At 68.6% G+C, this 21,547-nt stretch carries 14 protein-coding genes; 5 read left to right on the forward strand and 9 right to left on the reverse strand.

Annotated elements, in window-relative coordinates:
• Window positions 1-7: 7 nt before the first annotated feature.
• The 7 genes from F4560_RS08185 to F4560_RS08215 are packed head-to-tail and all read right to left on the reverse strand — an operon-like array spanning window position 8 to window position 6,520.
• Window positions 8-232 carry a hypothetical protein gene (locus F4560_RS08185; RefSeq protein WP_184918272.1) on the reverse strand — a complete coding sequence of 75 codons (225 nt, stop codon included), beginning with the start codon at window positions 230-232 and terminating at the stop codon, window positions 8-10.
• The gene (locus F4560_RS08190) at window positions 229-1,281 is read right to left on the reverse strand and encodes an aromatic ring-hydroxylating dioxygenase subunit alpha (RefSeq protein ID WP_184918274.1); all 1,053 of its coding nucleotides are present in this window, start codon (window positions 1,279-1,281) and stop codon (window positions 229-231) included. Before F4560_RS08190 ends, F4560_RS08185 begins: the two co-directional genes overlap by 4 nt.
• Window positions 1,278-2,630 (reverse strand): MFS transporter, encoded by a 1,353-nt coding sequence (locus F4560_RS08195; protein ID WP_184918276.1) that lies wholly within the window; start codon window positions 2,628-2,630, stop codon window positions 1,278-1,280. Before F4560_RS08195 ends, F4560_RS08190 begins: the two co-directional genes overlap by 4 nt.
• A gap of 50 nt (window positions 2,631-2,680) precedes the next feature.
• Window positions 2,681-3,139 (reverse strand): MaoC family dehydratase, encoded by a 459-nt coding sequence (locus F4560_RS08200; protein WP_184918278.1) that lies wholly within the window; start codon window positions 3,137-3,139, stop codon window positions 2,681-2,683.
• Between the two features lie 34 nt (window positions 3,140-3,173).
• On the reverse strand, window positions 3,174-4,700 hold the full coding sequence (locus tag F4560_RS08205) for an acyl-CoA synthetase (protein WP_184918280.1): 1,527 nt from the start codon (window positions 4,698-4,700) through the stop codon (window positions 3,174-3,176).
• Window positions 4,701-4,710: 10 nt separating this feature from the next.
• Window positions 4,711-5,595, reverse strand: coding sequence for an amidohydrolase family protein (locus F4560_RS08210; RefSeq protein WP_184918282.1), 885 nt, complete (start codon window positions 5,593-5,595; stop codon window positions 4,711-4,713).
• A 13-nt stretch (window positions 5,596-5,608) separates the two neighbouring features.
• Complete coding sequence (locus F4560_RS08215) at window positions 5,609-6,520, reverse strand: SDR family NAD(P)-dependent oxidoreductase (protein WP_184918284.1); 912 nt, start codon at window positions 6,518-6,520, stop codon at window positions 5,609-5,611.
• A 116-nt stretch (window positions 6,521-6,636) separates the two neighbouring features.
• Here F4560_RS08215 and F4560_RS08220 point away from each other — a divergent pair, with 116 nt between their 5' ends.
• Complete coding sequence (locus F4560_RS08220) at window positions 6,637-7,518, forward strand: PaaX family transcriptional regulator (protein WP_246477757.1); 882 nt, start codon at window positions 6,637-6,639, stop codon at window positions 7,516-7,518.
• A gap of 31 nt (window positions 7,519-7,549) precedes the next feature.
• Here F4560_RS08220 and F4560_RS44240 read toward each other — a convergent pair whose 3' ends face one another.
• A complete protein-coding gene (locus F4560_RS44240) occupies window positions 7,550-10,174 on the reverse strand; it encodes a ricin-type beta-trefoil lectin domain protein (protein ID WP_312868817.1) in 2,625 nt (874 codons plus the stop codon).
• 373 nt (window positions 10,175-10,547) lie between these two features.
• Window positions 10,548-11,387 (reverse strand): hypothetical protein, encoded by an 840-nt coding sequence (locus tag F4560_RS08230; RefSeq protein WP_184918288.1) that lies wholly within the window; start codon window positions 11,385-11,387, stop codon window positions 10,548-10,550.
• 789 nt (window positions 11,388-12,176) lie between these two features.
• Here F4560_RS08230 and F4560_RS08235 point away from each other — a divergent pair.
• From F4560_RS08235 to F4560_RS08250, 4 genes are all read left to right on the forward strand, one after another.
• Complete coding sequence (locus tag F4560_RS08235; protein WP_312869842.1) at window positions 12,177-17,576, forward strand: ThuA domain-containing protein; 5,400 nt, start codon at window positions 12,177-12,179, stop codon at window positions 17,574-17,576.
• A 97-nt stretch (window positions 17,577-17,673) separates the two neighbouring features.
• Window positions 17,674-18,954 carry an ROK family transcriptional regulator gene (locus F4560_RS08240; RefSeq protein ID WP_184918292.1) on the forward strand — a complete coding sequence of 427 codons (1,281 nt, stop codon included), beginning with the start codon at window positions 17,674-17,676 and terminating at the stop codon, window positions 18,952-18,954.
• Complete coding sequence (locus tag F4560_RS08245; RefSeq protein ID WP_184918294.1) at window positions 18,951-20,465, forward strand: sugar ABC transporter ATP-binding protein; 1,515 nt, start codon at window positions 18,951-18,953, stop codon at window positions 20,463-20,465. Before F4560_RS08240 ends, F4560_RS08245 begins: the two co-directional genes overlap by 4 nt.
• On the forward strand, window positions 20,462-21,499 hold the full coding sequence (locus F4560_RS08250; protein WP_184918296.1) for an ABC transporter permease: 1,038 nt from the start codon (window positions 20,462-20,464) through the stop codon (window positions 21,497-21,499). Before F4560_RS08245 ends, F4560_RS08250 begins: the two co-directional genes overlap by 4 nt.
• Window positions 21,500-21,547: the final 48 nt, after the last annotated feature.

Here is a 21,547-nt window from a genome sequence, read left to right on the forward strand (position 1 = left end):
CTCCTGTTCAGGGATGGGCGCCGACCGGGTGCCGGTCGGCCGTCGGTGGCGACACGGCCGTCGGCGGTCCGTGGCCCTCCGGGTGGGCCAGCAGCCAGTCCCACAGGTCCACCGGATCTTCCGAGTCGTGCTCGGCCCCACAATGGCACACGCCCACCAGCAGGTCGGCACCCGGCGTCCAGTGGATGCGGTAGACCGTACCGCCGCGCGACATCGCTGCCCGGTCACTCATGTCGCGGGCGCCTTCGCGGGTTCGTCGGCTTCGGCCACCATGCGTTTGAGGATCCGCCGCGCCGCGAGCCCGCCGGTGTCGATGTTGATCGACAGTTCCCGATAGCCCCGCGGCTCGGCCTGGATCACGCGTTCCAGGACGTCCAGCGCGGTGACGTCCTGGAGCACCACCGTGCGGTTGCTGTCACGCAGGAAGTCCGACACTCCTCGGTCGTCCAGCGCGAAGTCCCTCGCCACCGCCCAGAAGTCGTGCGTGCTGTGCTCGGTCTCCGGTGTGATGGCGTACACGACCTCGACGTGGAAGCCGTGCGGGTCCGAGCCGTCCGCCTCGGGCAGCACGCCGACCGGCGCGACCCGGCTGTGCAACAGGTACAGGCACGGCGGGTGGTACTCGATGTCCTGCCAGCGCGTGATCCGGCCTTCGATCCCGGTGGACTTGGCGTAGAACGGCGGGCACGCGGCGTCGGCCATGTGCCGGCTGACGTAGATGATCCGGTTGTCCTCGTCCACCTCGGTGGTGATCGGCGTGTTCGCCACCTCGGGCGTGCCGATGTACCCGCCGTGCAGGTAGGTCTCGTGCGACAGGTCCATCAGGTTGTCCACCAGCAGCTCGTACCGCGCCGCCAACGGCTCCATGCCGCACACCGTGGTGTAGGCGGGATCGGCGAGCCAGGGCGCCCGGGGGATCAGCGCCTGGTCGGCCCGGTCGCGCTCGCCGATCCACACCCAGACGAACGAGTCCTGCTCCACCACCGGATAGGACGGCACTCGCGCGGTGCGTGGAATCCGCGCCTGCCCCGGCACGGCCACGCAGGTGCCGGCCTTGTCATAGGCGAAGCCGTGGTAACCGCAGACGATCGTGTCGCCTACCAGCCTGCTTTCCGACAGCGGGTAACGCCGGTGCACGCACCGGTCGGCCAGCGCCACCACCTCGCCCGCCTCACTGCGGTAGAACACCAGCGGCTCGCCCAGGATCGTCCTGGCGAACAGCTCGTGCTCGATCTCGCGGCCATAGGCCGCCACGTACCACTGGTTACGCGCGAACGTCATGATGTCGCAACCTCCTGCGATGGCAGGGTCGGGGGAGTCGGATCCACGAGTCCGGTCCGGTGGGTCTCCGGAACGAACGCGATCGCGACGAGGCTGATCAGGCAGATCGCGGCGACGTACAGGGCGGTCGACACCGACGTGCCCGTCTTGGCGTACAGCGAAGTCGCGATCAACGGCGCGAACCCACCGCCGAAGATCGCACTGAGCTGGTACGCGAGCGACGCGCCGCTGTAGCGCACCCGCGTCGGGAACAACTCGGCGGCGATGGCCGCCTGCGGGCCGTACATCGCGGACAGGAAGGTCACCGCCACCACCAGGCCGACCAGCACCGCCGCCGGACTGCGGGTGTCGAGCAGCATGAACAGCGGCAACGACCAGAGCGCGGACAGGGCGGCGCCGACCAGGAAGACCTTGCGGCGGCCGAGCCGGTCGGACAACCCGGACAGCATCGGCGTCGCCACCAACTGCACGACGCTGGCGAGCAGCACGAGAAGCAGCACCGTGCTCCGCGGCATCTGCAACGGGCCGGTGGTGTAGGACAGGACGTAAACCAGGGTGATGTAGCCGATGGTGTTCGCGGCCATGAACGCCAGACCCGCCAGCACGACGCGCCGCCAGTGGTCGCGCAGGAGTTCCACCACCGGCATCCGCGAGTCCGTTCGCGCCTTCTTGGTCGCCAGGAACAGCGGCGACTCCTCCAGCCGCAGCCGGATGTACAGGCCGACCCCGATCAGGACCGCGCTGAGCAGGAACGGAACCCGCCAGCCCCACGAAGCGAACTGCGCGGGGCTGAGCGCCGAACTCATCGTGAGGAACACCAGGTTCGACAGGATGATCCCGGCGGGCACGCCCATCTGGGGGAAGCTGCCGTAGAAGCCCCGGCGGGATTGCGGCGCGTGCTCCACCGCGACGAGAACGGCGCCGCCCCACTCGCCACCCACCCCGAGACCCTGCATGAACCTCAGCGCCGCCAACAGGATGGGCGCCCACGCCCCGATCTGGGCGTAGGTCGGCAGCAGGCCGATGAGCACCGTCGCCACACCCATGATCAGCAGTGACGTGACCAACATCGACTTGCGGCCGACCCGGTCGCCGTAGTGCCCCATGACGACGCTGCCGAGCGGCCGGGCCAGGAAACCGACCGCGAAGGTGGACAGCGAGGCCAACGACGCGGCGAGGGGCGACAGGGACGGGAAGAACTGGGTGCCGAAGACCAACGCGGCGGCGTTGGCGTAGATGAAGAAGTCGTACCACTCGATTGTCGTACCGATGAAACTCGTGCCCGCGATTCTGCCGATGGACTGGCTTCCACTGGAGTCCTGGTCGGAACGGGCCGGCGTCGTTGCCATGGATACCTCCGCTGCGAGGGCGGGTGTGGTGTCGGTCCGCGGCGCGGACCTCAGGTGTAGTGGCGGAGCACCACTTGTGCGACGCAGGCGGGCTTGTCGCTGCCGTCGACCTCGATCGTGAAGTCGATCAGCATTTCCACGCCGTCGCCCTTGACGTCGGTGACACTGGAGACAGCGCCGTGCAGTCGGATCTTCGCGCCGACCCGCACAGGCGAGGGGAACCGGACCTTGTTGAGTCCGTAGTTGACGCCCATGGCCATGCCATTGATCGTCAGCAGCTCGGTGAACAGCGGGATGATCAGCGACAGCGTGAGGTAGCCGTGCGCGATCGTGCCGCCGAACGGCCCATCGGCCGCCTTGGCGGGGTCCACGTGGATCCACTGGTAGTCGTTGGTGGCTTCGGCGAAGAGGTCCACCCGGTCCTGCGTGATCTCCAGCCACTCGGTGTGGCCGATATCGGTGGCGGCGAGCGCTTTCAGTCCGTCGATGCCCTGTGCGGTGATCACCATGCGGTATGTCTCCTGTGGACTGTGCGAATGGGAGTCAGCTCGTGCCGTAACGGGCGCGCACGAGTTTCTTCAGCAGCTTTCCGGTGGCGCTCTGCGGCAGTTCGTCCACGAACACCACGGATTTCGGGATCTTGTAGCCGGCCAGCCGGTCACGCAGGAACGCCAGGACGTCCTGCTCGCCGGTCGCCTCCGCACCGGGGTTGACGGTGACGACCGCCCGGCCCACCTCGCCCCACCGGGGGTCGGGGACGCCTATCACGGTGCACTCGGCGATCGCGGGGTGCTGGTGGAGGACGCTTTCGACCTCCGCCGGGTAGATGTTCTCCCCGCCCGAGATGATCACGTCCTTGAGCCGGTCGACCACGGCGATGTAGCCGTCTTCGTCCGGCGTGGCGATGTCGCCGGAGTGGAACCACCCGTCAGGGCCGAACGCCCCCGCCGTGTCCGCGGGGCGCTGCCAGTAACCGCGCATCACGTTGGGCCCGCTGATCACGATCTCGCCCTTCTCTCCGGGCGCGACGTCGATCAGGCCCGGCCCGACCACGCGCACGTCGGTGAAGAAGTGCGGCACACCGGCGGTTCCCGCCTTGACCTCGTTCATCTCCTTGGTCAGGTACAGGGTGCCGGGGGAGGTCTCGGTCATGCCGTAGCCCTGGCTGAAGGACAGGCCGCGCCGCTGGTAGGTGCGGATGGTCGACTCCGGCACGGGCGCGCCGCCGCAGTTGACCTGCCGCAGGCTGGACAGGTCCGCCTCCTCCCAACGCGGGCAGGCCGCGATCGCGTTGTACATGGTGGGAACGCCGAACATGTACGTGACGCGGTGGGTCTCGATCTGTTCGAGCACCTCGGCGGCGTCGAAAGCGGACATGAGGACGACCGTGCCGCCCTTGATGAGCGTGGGCAGGCAGGTCATGTTCAGCCCTGCGGTGTGGAACAGCGGCGCGACGACCAGCGTCACCTCGTCACTGGCCAGGTCGACGTCTACCAGCACGTTGACGGTGTTCCAGGTGATGTTGCCGTGGGTCAGCATCGCGCCCTTGGGCCGCCCGGTCGTGCCCGAGGTGTACATGATCAGGCAGAGGTCGTCGAGCGTGACCGGTTCGTCGATCGGATCGGCCGGGGACGACGCGATCACCTCCTCGTACGAGGATTCGCCCGCGGCGGGATGGGCGAGCGCGATGACCCGCAGCGGCCCCACGTCGCCGCGGACCGCCTGGACGAGGGAAGCCTGCTCCGGGCCGTACACCAGCACGTCGGCGCCGGAGTCGGTCAGGATGTGCGCCACCTCCGCCGGCGCCAGCCGCATGTTCAGCGGCACGAACACCGCGCCGAGCGCGCCGGCCGCGAACAACGTCTCCAGGAAGGCGGGGTGGTTCGGCCCCAGGTAGGCGACCCGGTCGCCCCGGCCCACGCCGACCCGCCGCAGGCCGTGTGCCAGCCGGAGCACCCGCTCGTGCAGTTGCCGATAGGTCGATCCACGACCTTCGTGGACCACCGCCACCTTCTCCGGCGTCTTGCGGACCCGCCGCGCGGTCCACGAGCCGATGCCCTGGTTGAGCATGACGACCCCGTCAGTCCTTGACCAGGCCCAGCAGGCGGGCGGCGTTGTCCTTGAGGATCTTCGGCCGGACCTCGGGCTTGATGTCCAACTCCGCGAAGTCCGCGAGCCACCGGTCAGGGGTGATGACGGGGTAGTCGGAGCCGAACAGCACCTTGTCCTGCAACAAGGAGTTCGCGTAGCGGACGAGCTGGGGCGGAAAGTACTTCGGTGACCAGCCCGACAGGTCGATGTGGACGTGCGGCTTGTGCGTGGCCACCGCGAGCGCCTCGTCCTGCCACGGGAACGACGGGTGAGCCAGGATGATCCGCAGCTCCGGGAAGTCCACGGCGACGTCGTCGACCAGCATCGGGTTGGCGTATTTCAGCCGGATGCCGCCACCGCCCGCCACTCCCGCGCCGATCCCTGTCTGTCCGGTGTGGAACAGCGCGGGCACACCGAGTTCCTCGATCACCTCGTAGAGCGGGTAGGCGACGCGGTCGTTGGGCGCGAACCCCTGGAGGCTCGGGTGGAACTTGAAGCCGCGGACCCCGTGCTCCTCCACCAGCCGCCGCGCGGTCCGTGCACCGGCCCGGCCGCGCCAGGGATCGACACTGGCGAACGGGATAAGCGTGTCGGGGTGTTCCGCGCACCCCTGTGCGACCTCTTCGTTGCCGATGGGTGGGTGCCCGGTGGCGTGCTCGGCGTCGACGGTGAACACCACGGCGGCCATCCGCCGTTCGCGGTAGTACGCCGCCATTTCCGGGATCGTGGGCTGACGGTGGTCGTGCGCCTTGAAGTACTTCTCCGACGCGGCAAGCAGATCGTGCGGCAGGGAGGGATGGCCTTCGGCGGAGACCTCGGCGTGGGTGTGGACGTCGATGGCCACCAGTTCGTGGATGTCCAGGGAAGTGGTCATGGTCGGGCTCTCCTCACGCGGTCGGAGCGTCGGGCGCGGGAATGCCGTAGGTCTCGGGTCGTCGTCCCACCGACGTGGCCCACGCCGCCGCGATGGCGTCCGCGTCCCAGCCGCCGTCGCTGTAGGCCGTGCTGACTTCTTCCGGGTGCGACCACAGCGAGAGCTTGTCGCCGCCGATGCCGATGGCCTGGCCGGTGATCCCCCGGGCCGCGTCGGAGGCCAGGAAGACCAGCAGCCCGGCGACGTCTTCCGGCGTGCCGAACCCCTCGCCCTTGCGCAGCCACGCCGGGAAGGGCTCGCCCCGCAGTTCCGCCGCTTCGACGAAGGGCGCGAACGCCGGGATGGTCTTGGTCATCGCGGTGGCCGCGACCGGGATGACGGCGTTGACCGCGATGCCCGCCTTGGCGCACTCCATCGCCCAGGTGCGCACCATGCCGACGATGCCCGCCTTGGCCGCTGAGTAGTTGGTCTGCCCGAAGTTGCCACGTTGTCCCGCTGGTGAGCCGACGACGACGACGCTGCCGCCGTCACCCTGTTCGCGCATCCGCCGCACAGCGGCCCGGACGCAGGTGAACGTGCCGCGCAGGTGCACGTCGATGACCGTGTCGAAGTCGTCGTCGGTCATCTTCCACAGCACCCGGTCGCGCAGGACACCCGCGTTGGTCACCAGCACGTCCAGCCGACCGAACTCCTCGACTGCACGCCCGACCAGGCGGTCGGCCACCTCGCTCGGACCCACCGCGCCGACCTCCGCGACCGCGGTGCCGCCCGCCTCCGCGATGGCTTCGACGGCGCCTTTCGCCGCCTGCTCGTCGGCGTCGTTGACCACCACCGAGGCGCCCGCGTTCGCCAGCGCGGTGGCGTAGGCGAACCCGAGTCCCCGTCCGCCACCGGTTACCACCGCGACCTTGCCCGCCAGCTTCATCGTGAGATCCCTCCCGCCGATCCGGGCTCGAACCGACCTCTTGAAGTTAGGCTTCTACGTGTCGGGCGTCAAGATTCTGCCTAATGTTGTGTGGAGGATCGGGTGAAGGAGAGGTCATGGACGGCACGGGTTACGCTCGCCCGGTGATCCCGCAGGGCGATCCGCCGACTCAGGACGCGCAGGTCAGACCCCAGTCGCTGATGCTCAGCTTCCTGGGCGTCCACGTGCTGAACCGAGGCGTGGCGGTGTTCTCCGGCAGCGTCATCGACGTGTTCGCCCGGGTCGGGGTGTCCGAGGAAGCGGTGCGCTCGACGCTGACCCGCATGGTCAAGCGGGACCTCTTGGCGCGGCATCGGGACGGCCGGCGGATGTACTTCGGCCTGACCGCACGGTCCGCGGCCGTTCTCGAAGACGGCGAACACCGGGTCTGGCGCAGCGGCGCGGTCAACAACGACTGGGACGGCACCTGGACGATGGTGGGGTTCTCGCTGCCCGAGTCGTGGCGCAGCCTGCGGCACGACCTGCGCTCACGCCTCGTCTGGGGAGGGTTCGGCCCACTCCAGAACGCGCTGTGGGTCGCGCCCGGCGTGGTGGACGTGACCGACCTGGTGCACGACCTGGACCTGAACGAGCACCTCAAGGTGTTCACCGCGCGGACGGCCAAGCCGACCGAGGCCGACCAGATCGTCCACGCGGCGTTCGACGTGCCCGCGATCGCCGAGCGCTACCGCGCGTTCCTGCGACGTTGGGACCGCGACCACCCGCTGCCCGGCGCCCCGGACGACCTGGCCAGGCAACTGCTGCTGCACACCGAATGGCTCCAACTCGTCCGGCAGGACCCCCGGCTGCCCGCCGAACACCTGCCCCGCGACTGGCCGGCGATCCGCGCCGAACAGGTCTTCCGCACACTGGCCGAGGCGTACCGGCAGCCGGCGTCGTCGATCGCGGAGTCGGTGTTGGAAACCATCCCGGTCGAAGGCTCGTCGGCCGGCGTCTAGCGCGCGCCAAGCGACTGCAACAGCCCGTCGGTCAGCTGCGCAGGCTCCATCGCTGGTTCGCGCCGCTGCCGCAGGCCCAGAGGATGATCTTGGTTCCGTTCGCGGTCCCGGCGCCGTAGGCGTCGAGGCACAACCCGGACTGCACCCCGGTGATCGTGCCGTTGGAGTTGACGTTCCACTGCTGGTTGGTGCCACCGTGGCAGTCCCAGATCACCACCGTGGTGCCGTTGCCGGTGCCCTGGTTGTTGGCGTCCAGACACTTGTTGCCGTTCACCTGCAACTGCTTGCCCGCGGTGTGGGTGAAGCGCTGGTTAGCGCCGCCGTGGCAGTCCCAGAGTTGGGCCTGGGTGCCGTTCGTCGTGCCGCCGATGTCGAGGCACCGGCCGGACTGGCTTCCCACGATCGTGGCGCCCTGCTGACCACCGGACTGCTGCCGAACGATCGATTTCGACTCGGGCGACCGATTCCCCTGCGCGTCCACGACGTAGAGCCGGTAGCTGCCCGGTGACGTCGGCACGGCAACGGTCGTCGCGGTGCCGGCCGCTTTGGTCATCGTGGGGCCGACGACGAAGTTGGTCGTGCCCGAGGGGGCCAGCCAGACCGTCTTGGTCGCATCGCCGGCGCTGCGGATCGGGACCGAGGACCCGCTGGTGAACGTGCTGGCCGGCAGGACGTGGTCCGGCAGGGAGAGGTTGCCCTGGGGGACGATGTCCCGGTATGCGTCCTCAAGGCCGGAGTTCACGGCGATGCTGTGCGCCGCCGCCGGCCAGACGTAGTCGGGATAGGCGCGGATGTCCTCGATGGTGCTGTTCGGCAGCGACTTCTGGGAGACCTTGTTGACCGGTCCGTACGTCTGCGTGATGCTCAGGTCGTGCTTGCGTCCGAAGTCGTCGGAATTGATGAGCCAGGTGATGTTCGGGTCCACGCTCAGGATGTTGTCGCGGAAGGTGATGAACGCCGAGCCTTCGTCCGGGTGGAGTCCGTACTTGTGGCCGGACGGGACGCCTTGGAGGTAGTTGTCGGTGATCGTGGTCCCCGGCTGGCTGCCCAGCGTGTAGATGGGGGCCGTATCGCTGAGCCGCTGCACCGTGTCGATGATGTGGTTGTGGCTGATGTTGTTGTTCTTCGCCGTGGTGGTCGGCCGGTTCGGCACGATCGAGCCTGACGACCCGTCGAAGTTCCACCACCCCCAGCCGAGCGTTATGCCCGACCACGGGCTCTTCTCGATCCGGTTGTGCTGCACCGTGAGGGTGTCGGCGAAGTACGCCGAGATCGGACTGTGCCCGTTGAACAACACGGCGCTGTCGTAGATGAAGTTGTTCTTGATCTCGATGTTCTTGGGCAGCCCTTCGACCTGGGCGGAGTACTTCTCGCGATTGCTCGCCGTGTGGTCTCCGATGTAGACGTGCTGGGGATGGCCCACGGTGATGGCGGAGCCCGCGATGTCGTTCGTGTGGTTTCCGATCAACTGCGTGTTCTGCACGTCATTGACCATGTTGATCCCGTCGGCGCCGGTGTGCTGGATCCTGTTGCGCTGCAAGAGGATTCCGTCGGCGTTCTCGATCTGGATCACGCCCGGCGCGACGTCGACGTTGCGGTAGTGGTAGACGTGGAAGTTCCCCTTCGCGTACGCGGTGTTGCCGAGGTTGCCCTGCTGGGCCTGCTTGAACGCGGAGCCGGCCACGGTGAACAGGTTCCAGTCGGAGTGCTGCACGGTGAGGCCGGAGAACGTGATGTTCCGTACGTGGGCGCTTGTGGACGTGCCGGCGACCCGGAGCACGGTGGACACGTTGTTCGGCGCGTAGACCGTCGCCGTCGTCATGTCTTCGGAGTTGGCTTTGTAGTAGTACAACGTCTTGCCGGTCTTGTCGAAGTAGAACTCGCCGGGCGAGTCCAGGAACTCGTACGCGTTCATGAACTTGTGGCTGCCGTTGATCTGGGAGTTGCCGTTGAACGCGCCTTGGGCGATGGCCGCGCCGGGTTGCTGGAACAGCGCCACGCGGGCGCCGTCGCCGGCCGTGATGACCTGGCGCACTCCGACGATGGCCGTGGTCCAGGTCGTCGCCGTCTCGATTTCGATGTCGTCGTGGTTGCCGGCGATGGCAGGCAGGTCGCCCGCGTTGTACTTGGCCCCGTCGCACTGCGAGCCCGATTCCCACGCCCAGGGTGCCTGTCCCGCGTTGATGTTGTACGTGCCGTAACACCCCTGCGAGTTCATCGTCTTGGTGGCCATGAACGCCCGTTTGTCATTGACGTAGAGCGCCCGCAGCTTGTTGCCGCGGTTGAGCGGGGCCTTCCAGACGTTGCCGCCGTGCTGCGTCCAGCCGGTTACCTGGACACCGGCGTTCAGTACCGGCTTCTCGTTCTGGTACGCGGCGTAGGTGACCCGGTACCCGTTCGTGCCCGAGTCGCTCGACGTGAACTCCGTGGTGTTGCTTACCGGGTAGTTCCCGCCGCGAAGGTAGACGTAGATGTCGCCGGACATGTTCGTGTTCACCGTGCGGACGACGTCCCGCGCTCGCTGCATGGTCTTGAACGGCGCCGTGATTGTGCCGGCGTTGGCGTCGTTGCCGTCGGGGGCCACGTAGTACGTTGCCTGGGTGGCGGCCGAGGCCTGGGTGTGGTCTGCGAAGGTCGGCAGCAGCGCAGCGGACACGAACACCGCAAGGGCTACCAACGATCTTGCGGCGATAGTGGCTGATTTCACCGTCTCTTTTCCCTTTCGCTCGATTCCGGACGGGCGTGTTCGGCGCGCACGCTGTGGTCGCCGCTGCCGGACGCGTGCGAGGGGTGCTGTGCGCTGTTACGCGAGGCGAAGGATCTGTACTACTCAACCTGAGCTGGTCAACCCGGACGCGTGTCGAGCGACGGGCCGTCAAGGCATGGCTGTTTGCCTTGCTGTAGACCGGATGTGGACGGTCGACCTCGGTAGTACATCAGAGCAGCAGGGCCACTCGACGTCAAGGATGAGTGGGCTTATCGCCGTGACCGGCCTGCGTGGACGTCGCCGCCCCGCAGACGATCGGGCTCTAGTCGGGCATGCCGGACGTGAGGGAGAGCATCAGGATCAGCATCGGGCTGCACACGAGCGTTGTCAGGACGCCGGCCGCGGTGAGGCCGATCCGTTGGCCGGTCTCCCCGGTGAGCTTTCTGCTGACCACGAGTTGCCACACGAGCGCGAGAACAGCCGGCAACAACACCGAGTGCGGGATGAGCAGGGCGTAGAAGGACATCCCCAACCTCTCCCATTCCCACGGTGCGACGACCAGTGTGACCGGTAGGAAGAACGTCCAGTACACGACGAAGGTCACGAGGGTCCGCACCGTCCGGTGCCTCGCAGCCGGTCGGGGCTCGCGGGACCAGATCCACGTCAGCACACCCGCGGTGATCGTCATGGCCGCGATCAGGCCCAGCGCGAACAGGAGCCACGGGCCGTCGAAGAGCCACGACCACCACGGGTATTCACCGCGGATGTCCTCGGCGGTGGGTTCCGAGACGACCAGCGACTCCAGGTGCACCCGGTGCGAGCCGGGGCCGTAGTCGAAACTGCGGGTGCACGCGATGTCCCGCGCGTCGTACGTCGCGGTGCACGTCAACTCCATGACGGGCGAGGTGTCCAGCCGGACGCTGAGCGCCTTCCCGTCGACGGGGGTGGTGCAGGTGGCGACCAGCTTGGCGTCCTTCACGCAGTCGATGTCGTGGTGACTGATCGAGAACTGCGTGGTGGTGATCTTGTACAGGCCGTCGGTGGCCCGTGCCGGCGAGACCGGCGCGATGGCCAGTGCGATCAGGAACAGCAGTCCCGGCACGAGAAGCGGTAGGTAGCGCAGCGGTCCGGCGGTGCTGCGCGGGCTGACGGTCGTGGTCACGGTGATCCCCTCGGGCCGACTCCTGGATCGGTCCGGCGCACCACACCGTTAGCCCGCGTCGGCGGACACGTTCGGACAATCGGTCACGTCGCGCCACCGGCAGCCGCACGCGGTGGCGTGTGCGGTCAAGGGGGAAGGAATGCTAAATATGTTATCGCTAACTTTAGCTACCGGCTGATCTTGACGCTCTGGAGTTCGACCACTCAGGCCACCTGACGTGGCATTTGGGAACACCCTTCGGTGCGGATGGGCTATTCGGCCTAACTCGGTTTGGGTTGGGCGAACTTCACTTGTGAACGAAAACAACTTGGTGGCACACTGCCCTTGGTCCAGGTCGGTCGAGGAGTGGAGGCGGGAGTCTGGCCCGAGATCAACGGTTGCGCTGTGCTCATGGCGCAGTTAGAACCGCGCATTGGGAAAAAGCGCCCACCAAGGCGTCTGTACTGTTCGAACGGGGCAGGCCGTGTCCATTCCGGCTACTGCGCTGTGTCGATTGTGTCGTGTAGTCGCCCAGGCGTGACGGCGTATTCAGTCGCGCGATCGAAATCGTGTGTGCGCGCCCCGTCGGCCTGTGATTCACGGTCGTTGGCCAGGTTCAGGATTGGCCACCCCATCGTCCACTCGCGACCTTGACCGTCCCGAAAAACGGTCATTAGTTTGTTCACTCGACAGACGAATCGTGTGACACCGGCCGCGGTTCGATCTTCGTTGCGGGAGGGCTCAATGGTGAACTCGTCCAGACTCAGTCGTGCTCGGAGACCGCGTCCCTGGTGGTCGGCCGCGGTCTTGGTGTCGTTGGTCTGGTCGCTGATCTCGCCGGCCGTCCCGGCTCAGGCGCACCCCGGCCACGGTGACGAGACGTTCAAGGCGCTGGTCTTCACGAAGACCGCGGGCTTCCGGCACCCGTCGATCGAGGCGGGTGTCGTGGCGCTGGAGGAGTTGAGCGCGGCCCACGGGTTCACCTTGGATTCCACCGCGGACGCGGGCGCCTTCACCGACGCCAACCTCGCCCAGTACGAGGTGGTGGTGTTCCTCTCCACGACCGGTGATGTGCTGAACAGCGGTCAGCAGGCGGCGTTCGAGCGCTACATCAAGGGCGGTGGTGGTTTCGCCGGTGTGCACGCGGCGACGGACACCGAGTACGACTGGGCCTGGTACGGGGATCTGGTGGGCGCGTACTTCGCCAACCACCCGAATCCGCAGAACGCGAAGGTGAAGGTGACCGACCCGGCGCACCCGTCGACGGCGGGGTTGCCGCAGGCGTGGCAGCGCTTTGACGAGTGGTACAACTTCCGCGCGGACCCGGCGGCCAAGGTGCATGTGCTGGCGGAGTTGGATGAGACGAGCTACAGCCCCGGTAGTGGCGCGATGGGCACGAGCCACCCGATCGCGTGGTGTCAGGACTACGACGGTGGCCGTTCCTGGTACACGGGTCTGGGTCACACGGAGGAGTCCTACGCCGACCCCTCGTTCCGCGACCACCTGCTCAAGGGTGTGCAGACGGCGGCGGGTGTGCTCGACGCGGACTGTTCAGCCTCGCGCACCGGTAGCTTCGACAAGGTCGCGTTGGACGACAACACGGCCAACCCGATGGAGTTGGCCATCGCGGAGGACGGTCGGGTCTTCTACGTCGACCGTAACGGCGCGGTGAAGGTCGTCCGCACCGACGGTTCGGTGGTGACCGCGGGGTCGGTGCAGGTCTACACCGGGCAGGAGTTCGGACTCCTCGGGCTGGCGCTCGACCCTGACTTCGCCACGAACAACCAGCTGTACCTGTACTACTCGCCGGCGGGTGCGCAGGCGTTGGACCGGGTGTCCCGCTTCACGTTGTCCGGTGACACGATCACCGCGGGCAGCGAGAAGGTCGTGCTGGAGATCCCCACGCAGCGCGACCAGTGCTGTCACGCCGGTGGTGCGTTGGAGTTCGACAACGACGGCAACCTGTTCATCACCACGGGCGACAACACCAACCCGTTCGCCTCCGACGGCTACAGCCCGTTGGACGAGAGGCCGGGCCGTGCGGCGTGGGATTCGCAGCGTTCCTCGGCGAACAGCAACAACCTCAACGGGAAGATCCTGCGGATCACGCCGCAGCCGGACGGCACGTACACGGTTCCGGCGGGCAACATGTTCGCGCCGGGAACGGAGAAGACCCGTCCCGAGATCTACGCGATGGGTTTCCGCAACGCCTTCCGCATCGGTCTGGACCCGAAGACGAACAAGCTCCAGGTCGCCGACTACGGTCCGGACGCCGGTCAGATCAGCCCTCAGCGCGGGCCGGACGGCCGTGTGGAGTGGAACATCGTCGACAAGCCGGGCTTCTACGGTTGGCCGTACTGCGTCGGCGTGAACACCCCGTACCACGACCATGATTTCGCCACGGGTGTGTCGGGTGCGCCCTTCGACTGTGCCGCCCCGGTGAACGACTCGCCCAACAACACCGGCATCACGCAGTTGCCGCCGGTGATCGGCACGCCGATCTGGCAAGGCAAGGTGGCCACCGGCAACCCGGAGATCGGTGGCAGTGGCGCGCCGATGGCGGGCGGCACCTACCGGTTCGACCCGGACCTGGACTCGGAGCGCAAGTGGCCCGCGTACTGGGACGGCAAGGCGATGTGGGGTGACTGGAACGACGGCAGGTTGTTCTCGTTGCAGCTCTCACCGGACGGCACGAGCGTGGTCGACATCAACCGGATGCTGCCCGACATGGACTTCAACCGGGTGCACGCCATGCAGTTCGGCCCGGACGGCGCGTTGTACATCATCGAGTGGGGTTCGGGCTTCGGCGGCAACAACGCCGACAGCGGCCTCTACCGGATCGACTACGTGCGCGGCAACCGAGCCCCGATCGCGATGGCCAAGGCCGACCGCACCTCCGGCCACGCCCCGCTGGCGGTGCGGTTCGACTCGGCGGGATCGCGCGACCCGGACGGCACGCCGGTCACGCTGGCGTGGGACTTCGACGGTGACGGCACCACCGACAGCACCGAGGCCACCCCGAGCCACACCTACACGGCCGTCGGTAACTACACCGCGCGTCTGACCGTGACCGACGAGGGCGGCAAGTCCGCGGTTGCCAACGTCGCCATCGTCGTGGGTAACACGCCGCCGGTGGTCACGCTGACCGCGCCGGTGGACGGCGGGTTCATCGACTTCGGCGACCAGGTGTCCTACCGCGTCACGGTGACCGACGCGGAGGACGGCACCATCGACTGCCAGAACGTGGTCGTGCAGCCCGCGTTGGGCCACGACGAGCACTCGCACGGCTATGAGCAGTACCGGGGTTGTGAGGGCCTGGCCGTCATGTCCGGCGACGAGGGCCACGCGGGCGCGGACATCTTCGGTGTCCTGACGGCGAAGTACACAGACAAGGGCGCACCCGGGGTATCCCCGCTGACCGGCGAGGCGATCCTGGTCCTCCAGCCGAAGCACAAGGAGGCGGAGTTCCACACCGACTCCGGCCGAGTCCCCGGTGGCGTCGGTGACGACACGGCGGGTGTGGAGAAGGAGAACACCACCGACACGGGTGGCGGCCAGAACATCGGGTTCATCACCGACGGCGACTACTTCTCCCTCGCCCGCGCGAGCCTCACGGGCATCGACCAGGTGCGCTTCCGGGTCGCCTCGGGGTCAGAAGGGGGTCGGATCGAGGTCCGGGTGGGCGCACCTGACGGTCCGCTCGCCGGAACCGCGACGTTCCCCGCGACCGGCGGTTGGCAGAACTGGACCACGGTGACCGCTGACCTCATGGACAGCCCACCGGCCGGGTCGAAGCTGTACTTCGTCACCCGCCGGTCGGAGGGCAGCACCACCACCAGCTACCTCGCGAACGTCAACTGGCTGGAGTTCGTCGGCGGCGGCGTCACGCACAACCGGCGGCCCACGGTCACCGCCACGGCCACCCCGACGTCCGGCGGCACGCCGCTGAAGGTCGACTTCACCGCGACCGCCACCGATCCCGAGGGTGACGAACCCATCCAGTACGCGTGGACGTTCGGTGACGGCGGCACCGGCACTGGCGCCACGGTCAGCCACACCTACGCCGCCGGCGGCAAGTTCCAGGCCAAGGTCACCGCGACCGACGCCAGGGGCGCGAGCGGCACGGCGAACGTCGAGATCACCGTGCGGACGGTGCCGACGGACTGCCTCGGCGGCCGGTCGGACGACTTCCTCGGCACTTCGCTCGACCGGGCCCGGTGGACCACGGTGGTGCGGGAGAACCAGGACCTCGCCGTCCGCGACGGGCACCTCGTGATCCCCACCTCGCCCACCGACATCTACGGCACTGGCGGCAACGCGCCGAACATCGTGTTGCAGGACCTGCCGCCGGGGGCCTTCGAGGCCACCACCAAGCTCAGGCTGCCCGCCCGGCAGGCCTACCAACAGGCAGGACTCATCGTCTACGGCGACGACGACAACTACGCGAAGATGGTGCTGGAAGGCCGCACCACCGGCAGTGACGACGCGGCGAGCCGCATCTTCCAGTTCATCCGCGAGGAGAACGGCTCACCCAACGAGGTCGCCGAGTCCAACACCGCGCCGCTGGGCGCGCAGTACCCAGACACCGTCTGGATCAGGTTCAACAGCGACGGGACGAACCTGACCGCGTCCTACAGCGCGGACGGCCAGACGTTCACCCCGATGCCGCAGACCAAGTCGCTGGCGGGCATCACCAACCCGAAGATCGGTCTGGTGTCGCTGGCCGGCTCCGGTGACCACCCCGTCGTGGACGCCGAGTTCGACACGTTCAGGATCACGCCGGACACCACGGTCGAGGTCGACCGGAACGACGACTTCACCGGCACGTCGCTCGACGCCTGCCGCTGGAACGCCGTCGTCCGGCGCGACCCCACCGGTTACGGCGTGGCCGACGGCGGCCTGCGCATCGACACCAGCGACGGTGACATCTACGGCACGTCCACCAACCTGCCGGCCAACTTCATCCTCCAGGACGCACCGGGCGACGACTGGACGATCGAGACGAAGGTGGACGCCTCCGCCCTGAACGAGCAGTACCAGCAGGCCGGGTTGATCGCGTACGGCGACGACGCGAACTACGTGAAGTTCGACTACCTCACCACCAACGCGCCGGGCTCGACGGTGGATCGCGGGATCGAGCTGCGGTCGGAAACCGCCGATGCGATCGACCAACCGCAGCCCTCCGCGGGCGGCCTCACCCAAGGCGTGTGGCACCTGAGGTTGGCCAAGTCCGGAAACACCTACACCGGCTCCTACAGCGCGGACGGGCAGACCTGGACGTCACTCGAACCGGTCGTCAACACGGCGCTCGGGGACAGTGCGAAGATCGGCCTGTTCGCCCTCGGCGGTCCGCAAACCGCGTCGAAGCCCGCCCGGTTCGAGCACTTCCGGGTGAGCGACGGCGACCAGGCGGCGCCGCAACTGTCGGTGGCCGCCGCACCCGCCGCGCCCAACGGTGCGAACGGGTGGTGGACCGGACCTGTCACGGTGACCGCTGAGGCCACCGACGACCGTCCCGGCCAGGTGTACGTGGAGTACCGGGTCGGCGACGGCGCCTGGGCGGAGTACACCGCGCCCGTGGCGTTCACCGAGGACGGCACGCGAGTGGTGGCGTTCCGGGCCTCCGACACCGCGGGCAACACGTCCGAGGAGAAGGCGGTCGACGTCAAGGTGGACCAGGCCGCGCCGAAGGTCACGGCGAAGGCCGACGAGCCTTCGGGAGCGGAAGGCTGGTGGACGCGGCCGGTCACGGTGTCGGCCGACGCGACCGACGAGACCTCCGGCGGCCCGGTGCTCGAATACCGGGTCGACGCCGGGGCGTGGCAGCCCTACTCCGCCGCGGTGGCCGTCACGGGCGAGGGGGCGCACCGGATCGCCGTGCGCGCCACGGACGCGGCGGGCAACACCTCGGCGGAGTCGGTGGTCGACGTGAAGGTCGACACCGCCACGCCCGTCACGTCTGCCCGTCGCGGCACGGCGGCCTCACGGGTCTGGCTCCAAGCCGCCGACGTCACCTCGGGCGTGGCCAAGACCGAGTACCGGATCTCCAACGGGCCGTGGCAGGTCTACCCGGGTGAGGAGATCAAGCTCCGGCCCAACGGCAAGGACGTCCTGGAGTACCGGTCCATCGACGTCGCGGGCAACGTCGAGGCCACCGGTCGGTACACCGCAAGGCCCGGTCACAACCCGGACGCACTCCCGCACGAGTAGGTGGTGGGTGTGGCCCGCACCCCGCGGGCCACACCTCCTTCCCCGTACCAGGCACCCGGCCTCCGGCCGTCGTCGTCCGGCGACATCGAGGAGTGGCATGAGAAGCAGGCCCGTCCGCTTGCGTTCGCGCAACGCGGCCGCGGACCAGCTCACGGTCCGCAGGCACAACCTCTCGGTCGTGCTGTCGCACCTGCGCGACCGCGGCCCGCGATCGAGGGCGCGGCTCGCCGCGGAGACCGGCTTGAACAAGGCGACGGTGTCCAGTCTCGTCGCCGAGCTGGTCGACCGCGGCCTGGTGGGCGAGGGTGAGGCGGAGCCGGCGACGGTCGGCAGGCCGGGCCAGTACATCCGGCTCGACGGCGAGCACGTGGTGGCGGTCGGGGCCGAGGTCAACATCGACTACCTGTCGGTGCTGGTGCTCAACCTGCGCGGCGACGTCGTGTCGGAGAAGCGGCTCGCCCTCGACACCGCGCGCATGGAGCCCGCCCTGGTGCTGGCCCGCCTGGGGCGGCTGCTGAGCCAGGCCTTGAAGCGCCTGGAGAAGAACGACATCCGCCCGGTCGGCCTGACCATCGCCGTACCCGGCCTGGTCGGGGTGGGGACCGGAATCGTGCACGAGGCGCCGAACCTCGGCTGGACCGACGTCGCGGTGGTCGCCGAGATCCGGCGGATCCTCGGCGACCCGCCGTACCCCGTGCTGCTGGACAACGAGGCCAACCTGGCCGCGCTGGCCGAGATCGAGGGACAGGGCCCGGACCGCAGCGCGGACCTGATCCTGCTCACCGGCGCGGCGGGCATCGGCGGCGGCGTGGTCGCGGGCGGGCAGTTGCTGCGCGGCGCCGCCGGCTTCGCGGGCGAGGTCGGGCACATGCGGGTCCGGGCAGGCGGTCCGCGTTGCGGGTGCGGCAGAAGAGGCTGCTGGGAGGCCGCCGTCGGCCTCAACGCCCTGCTGGCGGCAGCGGCGCCGGAACACGACCCGGTCCGCGACCCGTCGCTCGACGTGGAGAAGCGGCTCGCCGAGATCGGCAATCGCGCCCGTGCGGGCGATCCCAGGGTCCTGGCCGCGCTCACCGAGATCGCGCACTGGCTCGTCGTCGGCGCGGCCATCCTGGTCAACGTCTTCAACCCCAGCCTGCTGGTCCTCGGCGGCTACTTCGCGGCCCTCTCGCCGTGGATCGCGGGCTCCCTGCACGACGAGTTGCGACTCCACGTCTTCGCCGGCGACGCGGGCGGCACGCGCGTGGCGTTCTCGACGCTCGGCTTCTCCGCCTCCGCGCGCGGGGGAGCGTCGCAGGTCCTCGACCACGTCTTCCAGGACCCCACACTCGTCGAGCCGGCCGGCGGACACCACCCCGTGGCACAGGAGGAATCGGTATGACGTCCAGCGGAACCCCGTTGCTGTCGGTCCGGGGTGTGGTGAAGCGCTTCCCGGGTGTCACTGCCCTGGGCGGGGTCGACTTCGACGTCCGCGCGGGCGAGGTGCACTGCCTGCTGGGCCAGAACGGCGCGGGCAAATCGACGTTGATCAAGGTGCTGGCCGGTGCGCATCGGCCGGACGAGGGCGAACTGCGGTGGCAGGGCGAGGTCGTGTCGTTCGACAACCCGATGGACGCGATGCGCACCGGCGTGGCGGCCATCTACCAGGAGCTGGACCTGGTGGCCGGGCTCTCGGTCGCCGACAACGTGTTCCTGGGCCACGAGCCGGCCACCGCCGGGTTCACCCGTCGCGCCGAGGCACGCAGGCGGACCCGCGCCCTGCTGGAGCGGCTGGGCCACCCCGACATCCCGGTGGACCGCGACGCGGGCCGGTTGTCCGCGGCCAACCAGCAGATCGTGAGCATGGCTCGGGCGCTGTCCCGCGACGGCCGGTTGTTGATCATGGACGAGCCGTCGGCCGTGCTGGACCAGGACGAGGTGCACACCCTGTTCCGGGTCATCCGGGAACTGACCGCCCAGGGCGTGGCCGTCGTCTACATCTCGCACCGGATGGAGGAGATCCGCGAGATCGGTGACCGGGTCACGGTGCTCAAGGACGGCCGGACCGTCGCCACCGGCCTGCCCGCCCGCGAGGCGCGGACCGCCGACCTGATCAAGCTGATGACCGGGCGCGACCTGGAGTACGTCTTCCCCGATCGCAAGCCGCTCGATCCGGCGGCGCCGGTCGTGCTCGCCGTGCGCGGGCTCGCGGCGTCGGGGCGGTTCGCGGGATTGGACCTCACCGTCCGCGCTGGCGAGGTCGTCGGGTTGGCGGGCCTGGTGGGCTCCGGGCGATCGGAAATCCTGGAGGCCGTCTACGGCGCGCGCAAGGCCTCGGCGGGCACGGTGGAGGTCGACGGCAAGCGGCTCCGGCGCGGTTCCGTCGGTGCGGCCGTGCGAGCCGGTGTCGGGCTGTGCCCGGAGGAGCGCAAGAGCCAGGGACTGCTGCTGGACCAGGCCGTCTACCGCAACATCACGGTGTCCACGTTGCCCGTGTTCGCCCGTTTCGGATTCCTGGACAGCGGCGCGGAACGTGCGCGATCGCTGGAGTTGACCACGGCGTTGGACGTGCGTCCACCGGGCGTCGACCGGGCGGTGCGCACCCTGTCGGGTGGCAACCAGCAGAAGGTCGTGCTGGCCCGGTGGCTGCTGCGCGAGTGCCGGGTGCTGCTGCTGGACGAGCCGACGCGTGGGGTGGACGTCGGCGCGCGCAGCGAGATCTACGAGCTGATCCGGGACCTGGCCGAGCGGGGTGTGGCCGTGGTCGTGGTGTCCAGCGACGTCGAGGAGGTCCTCGGCCTGTCGGACCGGGTCCTGGTGGTGCGCGAAGGGCGTGTCGTCCACGAGGGGCCGGCCCACGAGATCGACGAACACCGGGTCCTGGACCTGGTCATGGAAGGAACCGCCGCATGAACGAGAACACCGCGACGGCCGCCGTCGCACCGACGTCCGGTCCGCCCGACGGTGGCCGCGCCAGACGTGCCGTCACCGGGCTCCTGGGGTCCGCGGCCGGGCGCAACACCGGCCTCGTGGTCGCCCTGGTGCTGCTGTGCGTGGTCGGCGTCATCACGGCGGGGGACCGGTTCGCCGACGTGGACAACCTGCTGACGATCCTGCGCCTGGCTTCGGTGATCGGCGTGGTGAGCGTGGGCATGACGTTCGTCATCACCGGCGGCGGTATCGATCTGTCCGTCGGGGCGATCGTGGCGCTGTCCTCGGTGTGGGCGACCACCCTGGCCACGCAGGCCGTGGCACGGGACTTTCACTGGCTGTCCCTCGTGTTCACCGCGTTGGCGGTCGGCGCCGGTTGTGGGGTCGTCAACGGCGTGCTGATCGCTTACGGCCGGATCGTGGCGTTTATCGCGACGCTCGCCATGCTCGCCGCCGCGCGCGGTTTGGCCGAGATCATGTCCAACCGCAAGACGCAGATCGTGGACGTGCCCGGGTTCACCGCGTTCTTCGACGCCTCGGTGTTCGGCGTGCCCGTGTTGGTCATCATCTTCGTGTTGGTGGCAGTCGTCGGCTGGGTGGTGCTCAACCGCACCACGTTCGGCCGCCGTACCTACGCCGTCGGCGGCAACCCGGAGGCCGCCCGCCTCGCGGGTATCAACGTGCGGCGGCACACCGTGCTGCTCTACACGTTGTTGGGTGTGTGCTGCGGTATCGCCGCCATCCTGCTCATCGCCCGGACCACGACCGGCAGCGCCACGCACGGCGGTCTGTACGAGTTGGACGCGATCGCCGCGGTCGTCATCGGCGGCACGCTGCTGTCGGGCGGTCGCGGGACCATCGCAGGCACCGTGTTCGGGGTGCTGATCTTCACCACGCTGTCCAACGTGTTCACCCTCAACAACCTCTCCATCTCCGCGCAGGCCGTCGCGAAGGGCGCAATCATCGTGATCGCCGTCCTGCTCCAACAGCGACTGGCCCGACGCGGCGACTCCTGACCACGAACCTCCGCCGACCACCACAACCGCCGTCATACCAGGAGAACA

The organism is Saccharothrix ecbatanensis (genome assembly GCF_014205015.1).
Taxonomy (GTDB): domain Bacteria; phylum Actinomycetota; class Actinomycetes; order Mycobacteriales; family Pseudonocardiaceae; genus Actinosynnema; species Actinosynnema ecbatanense.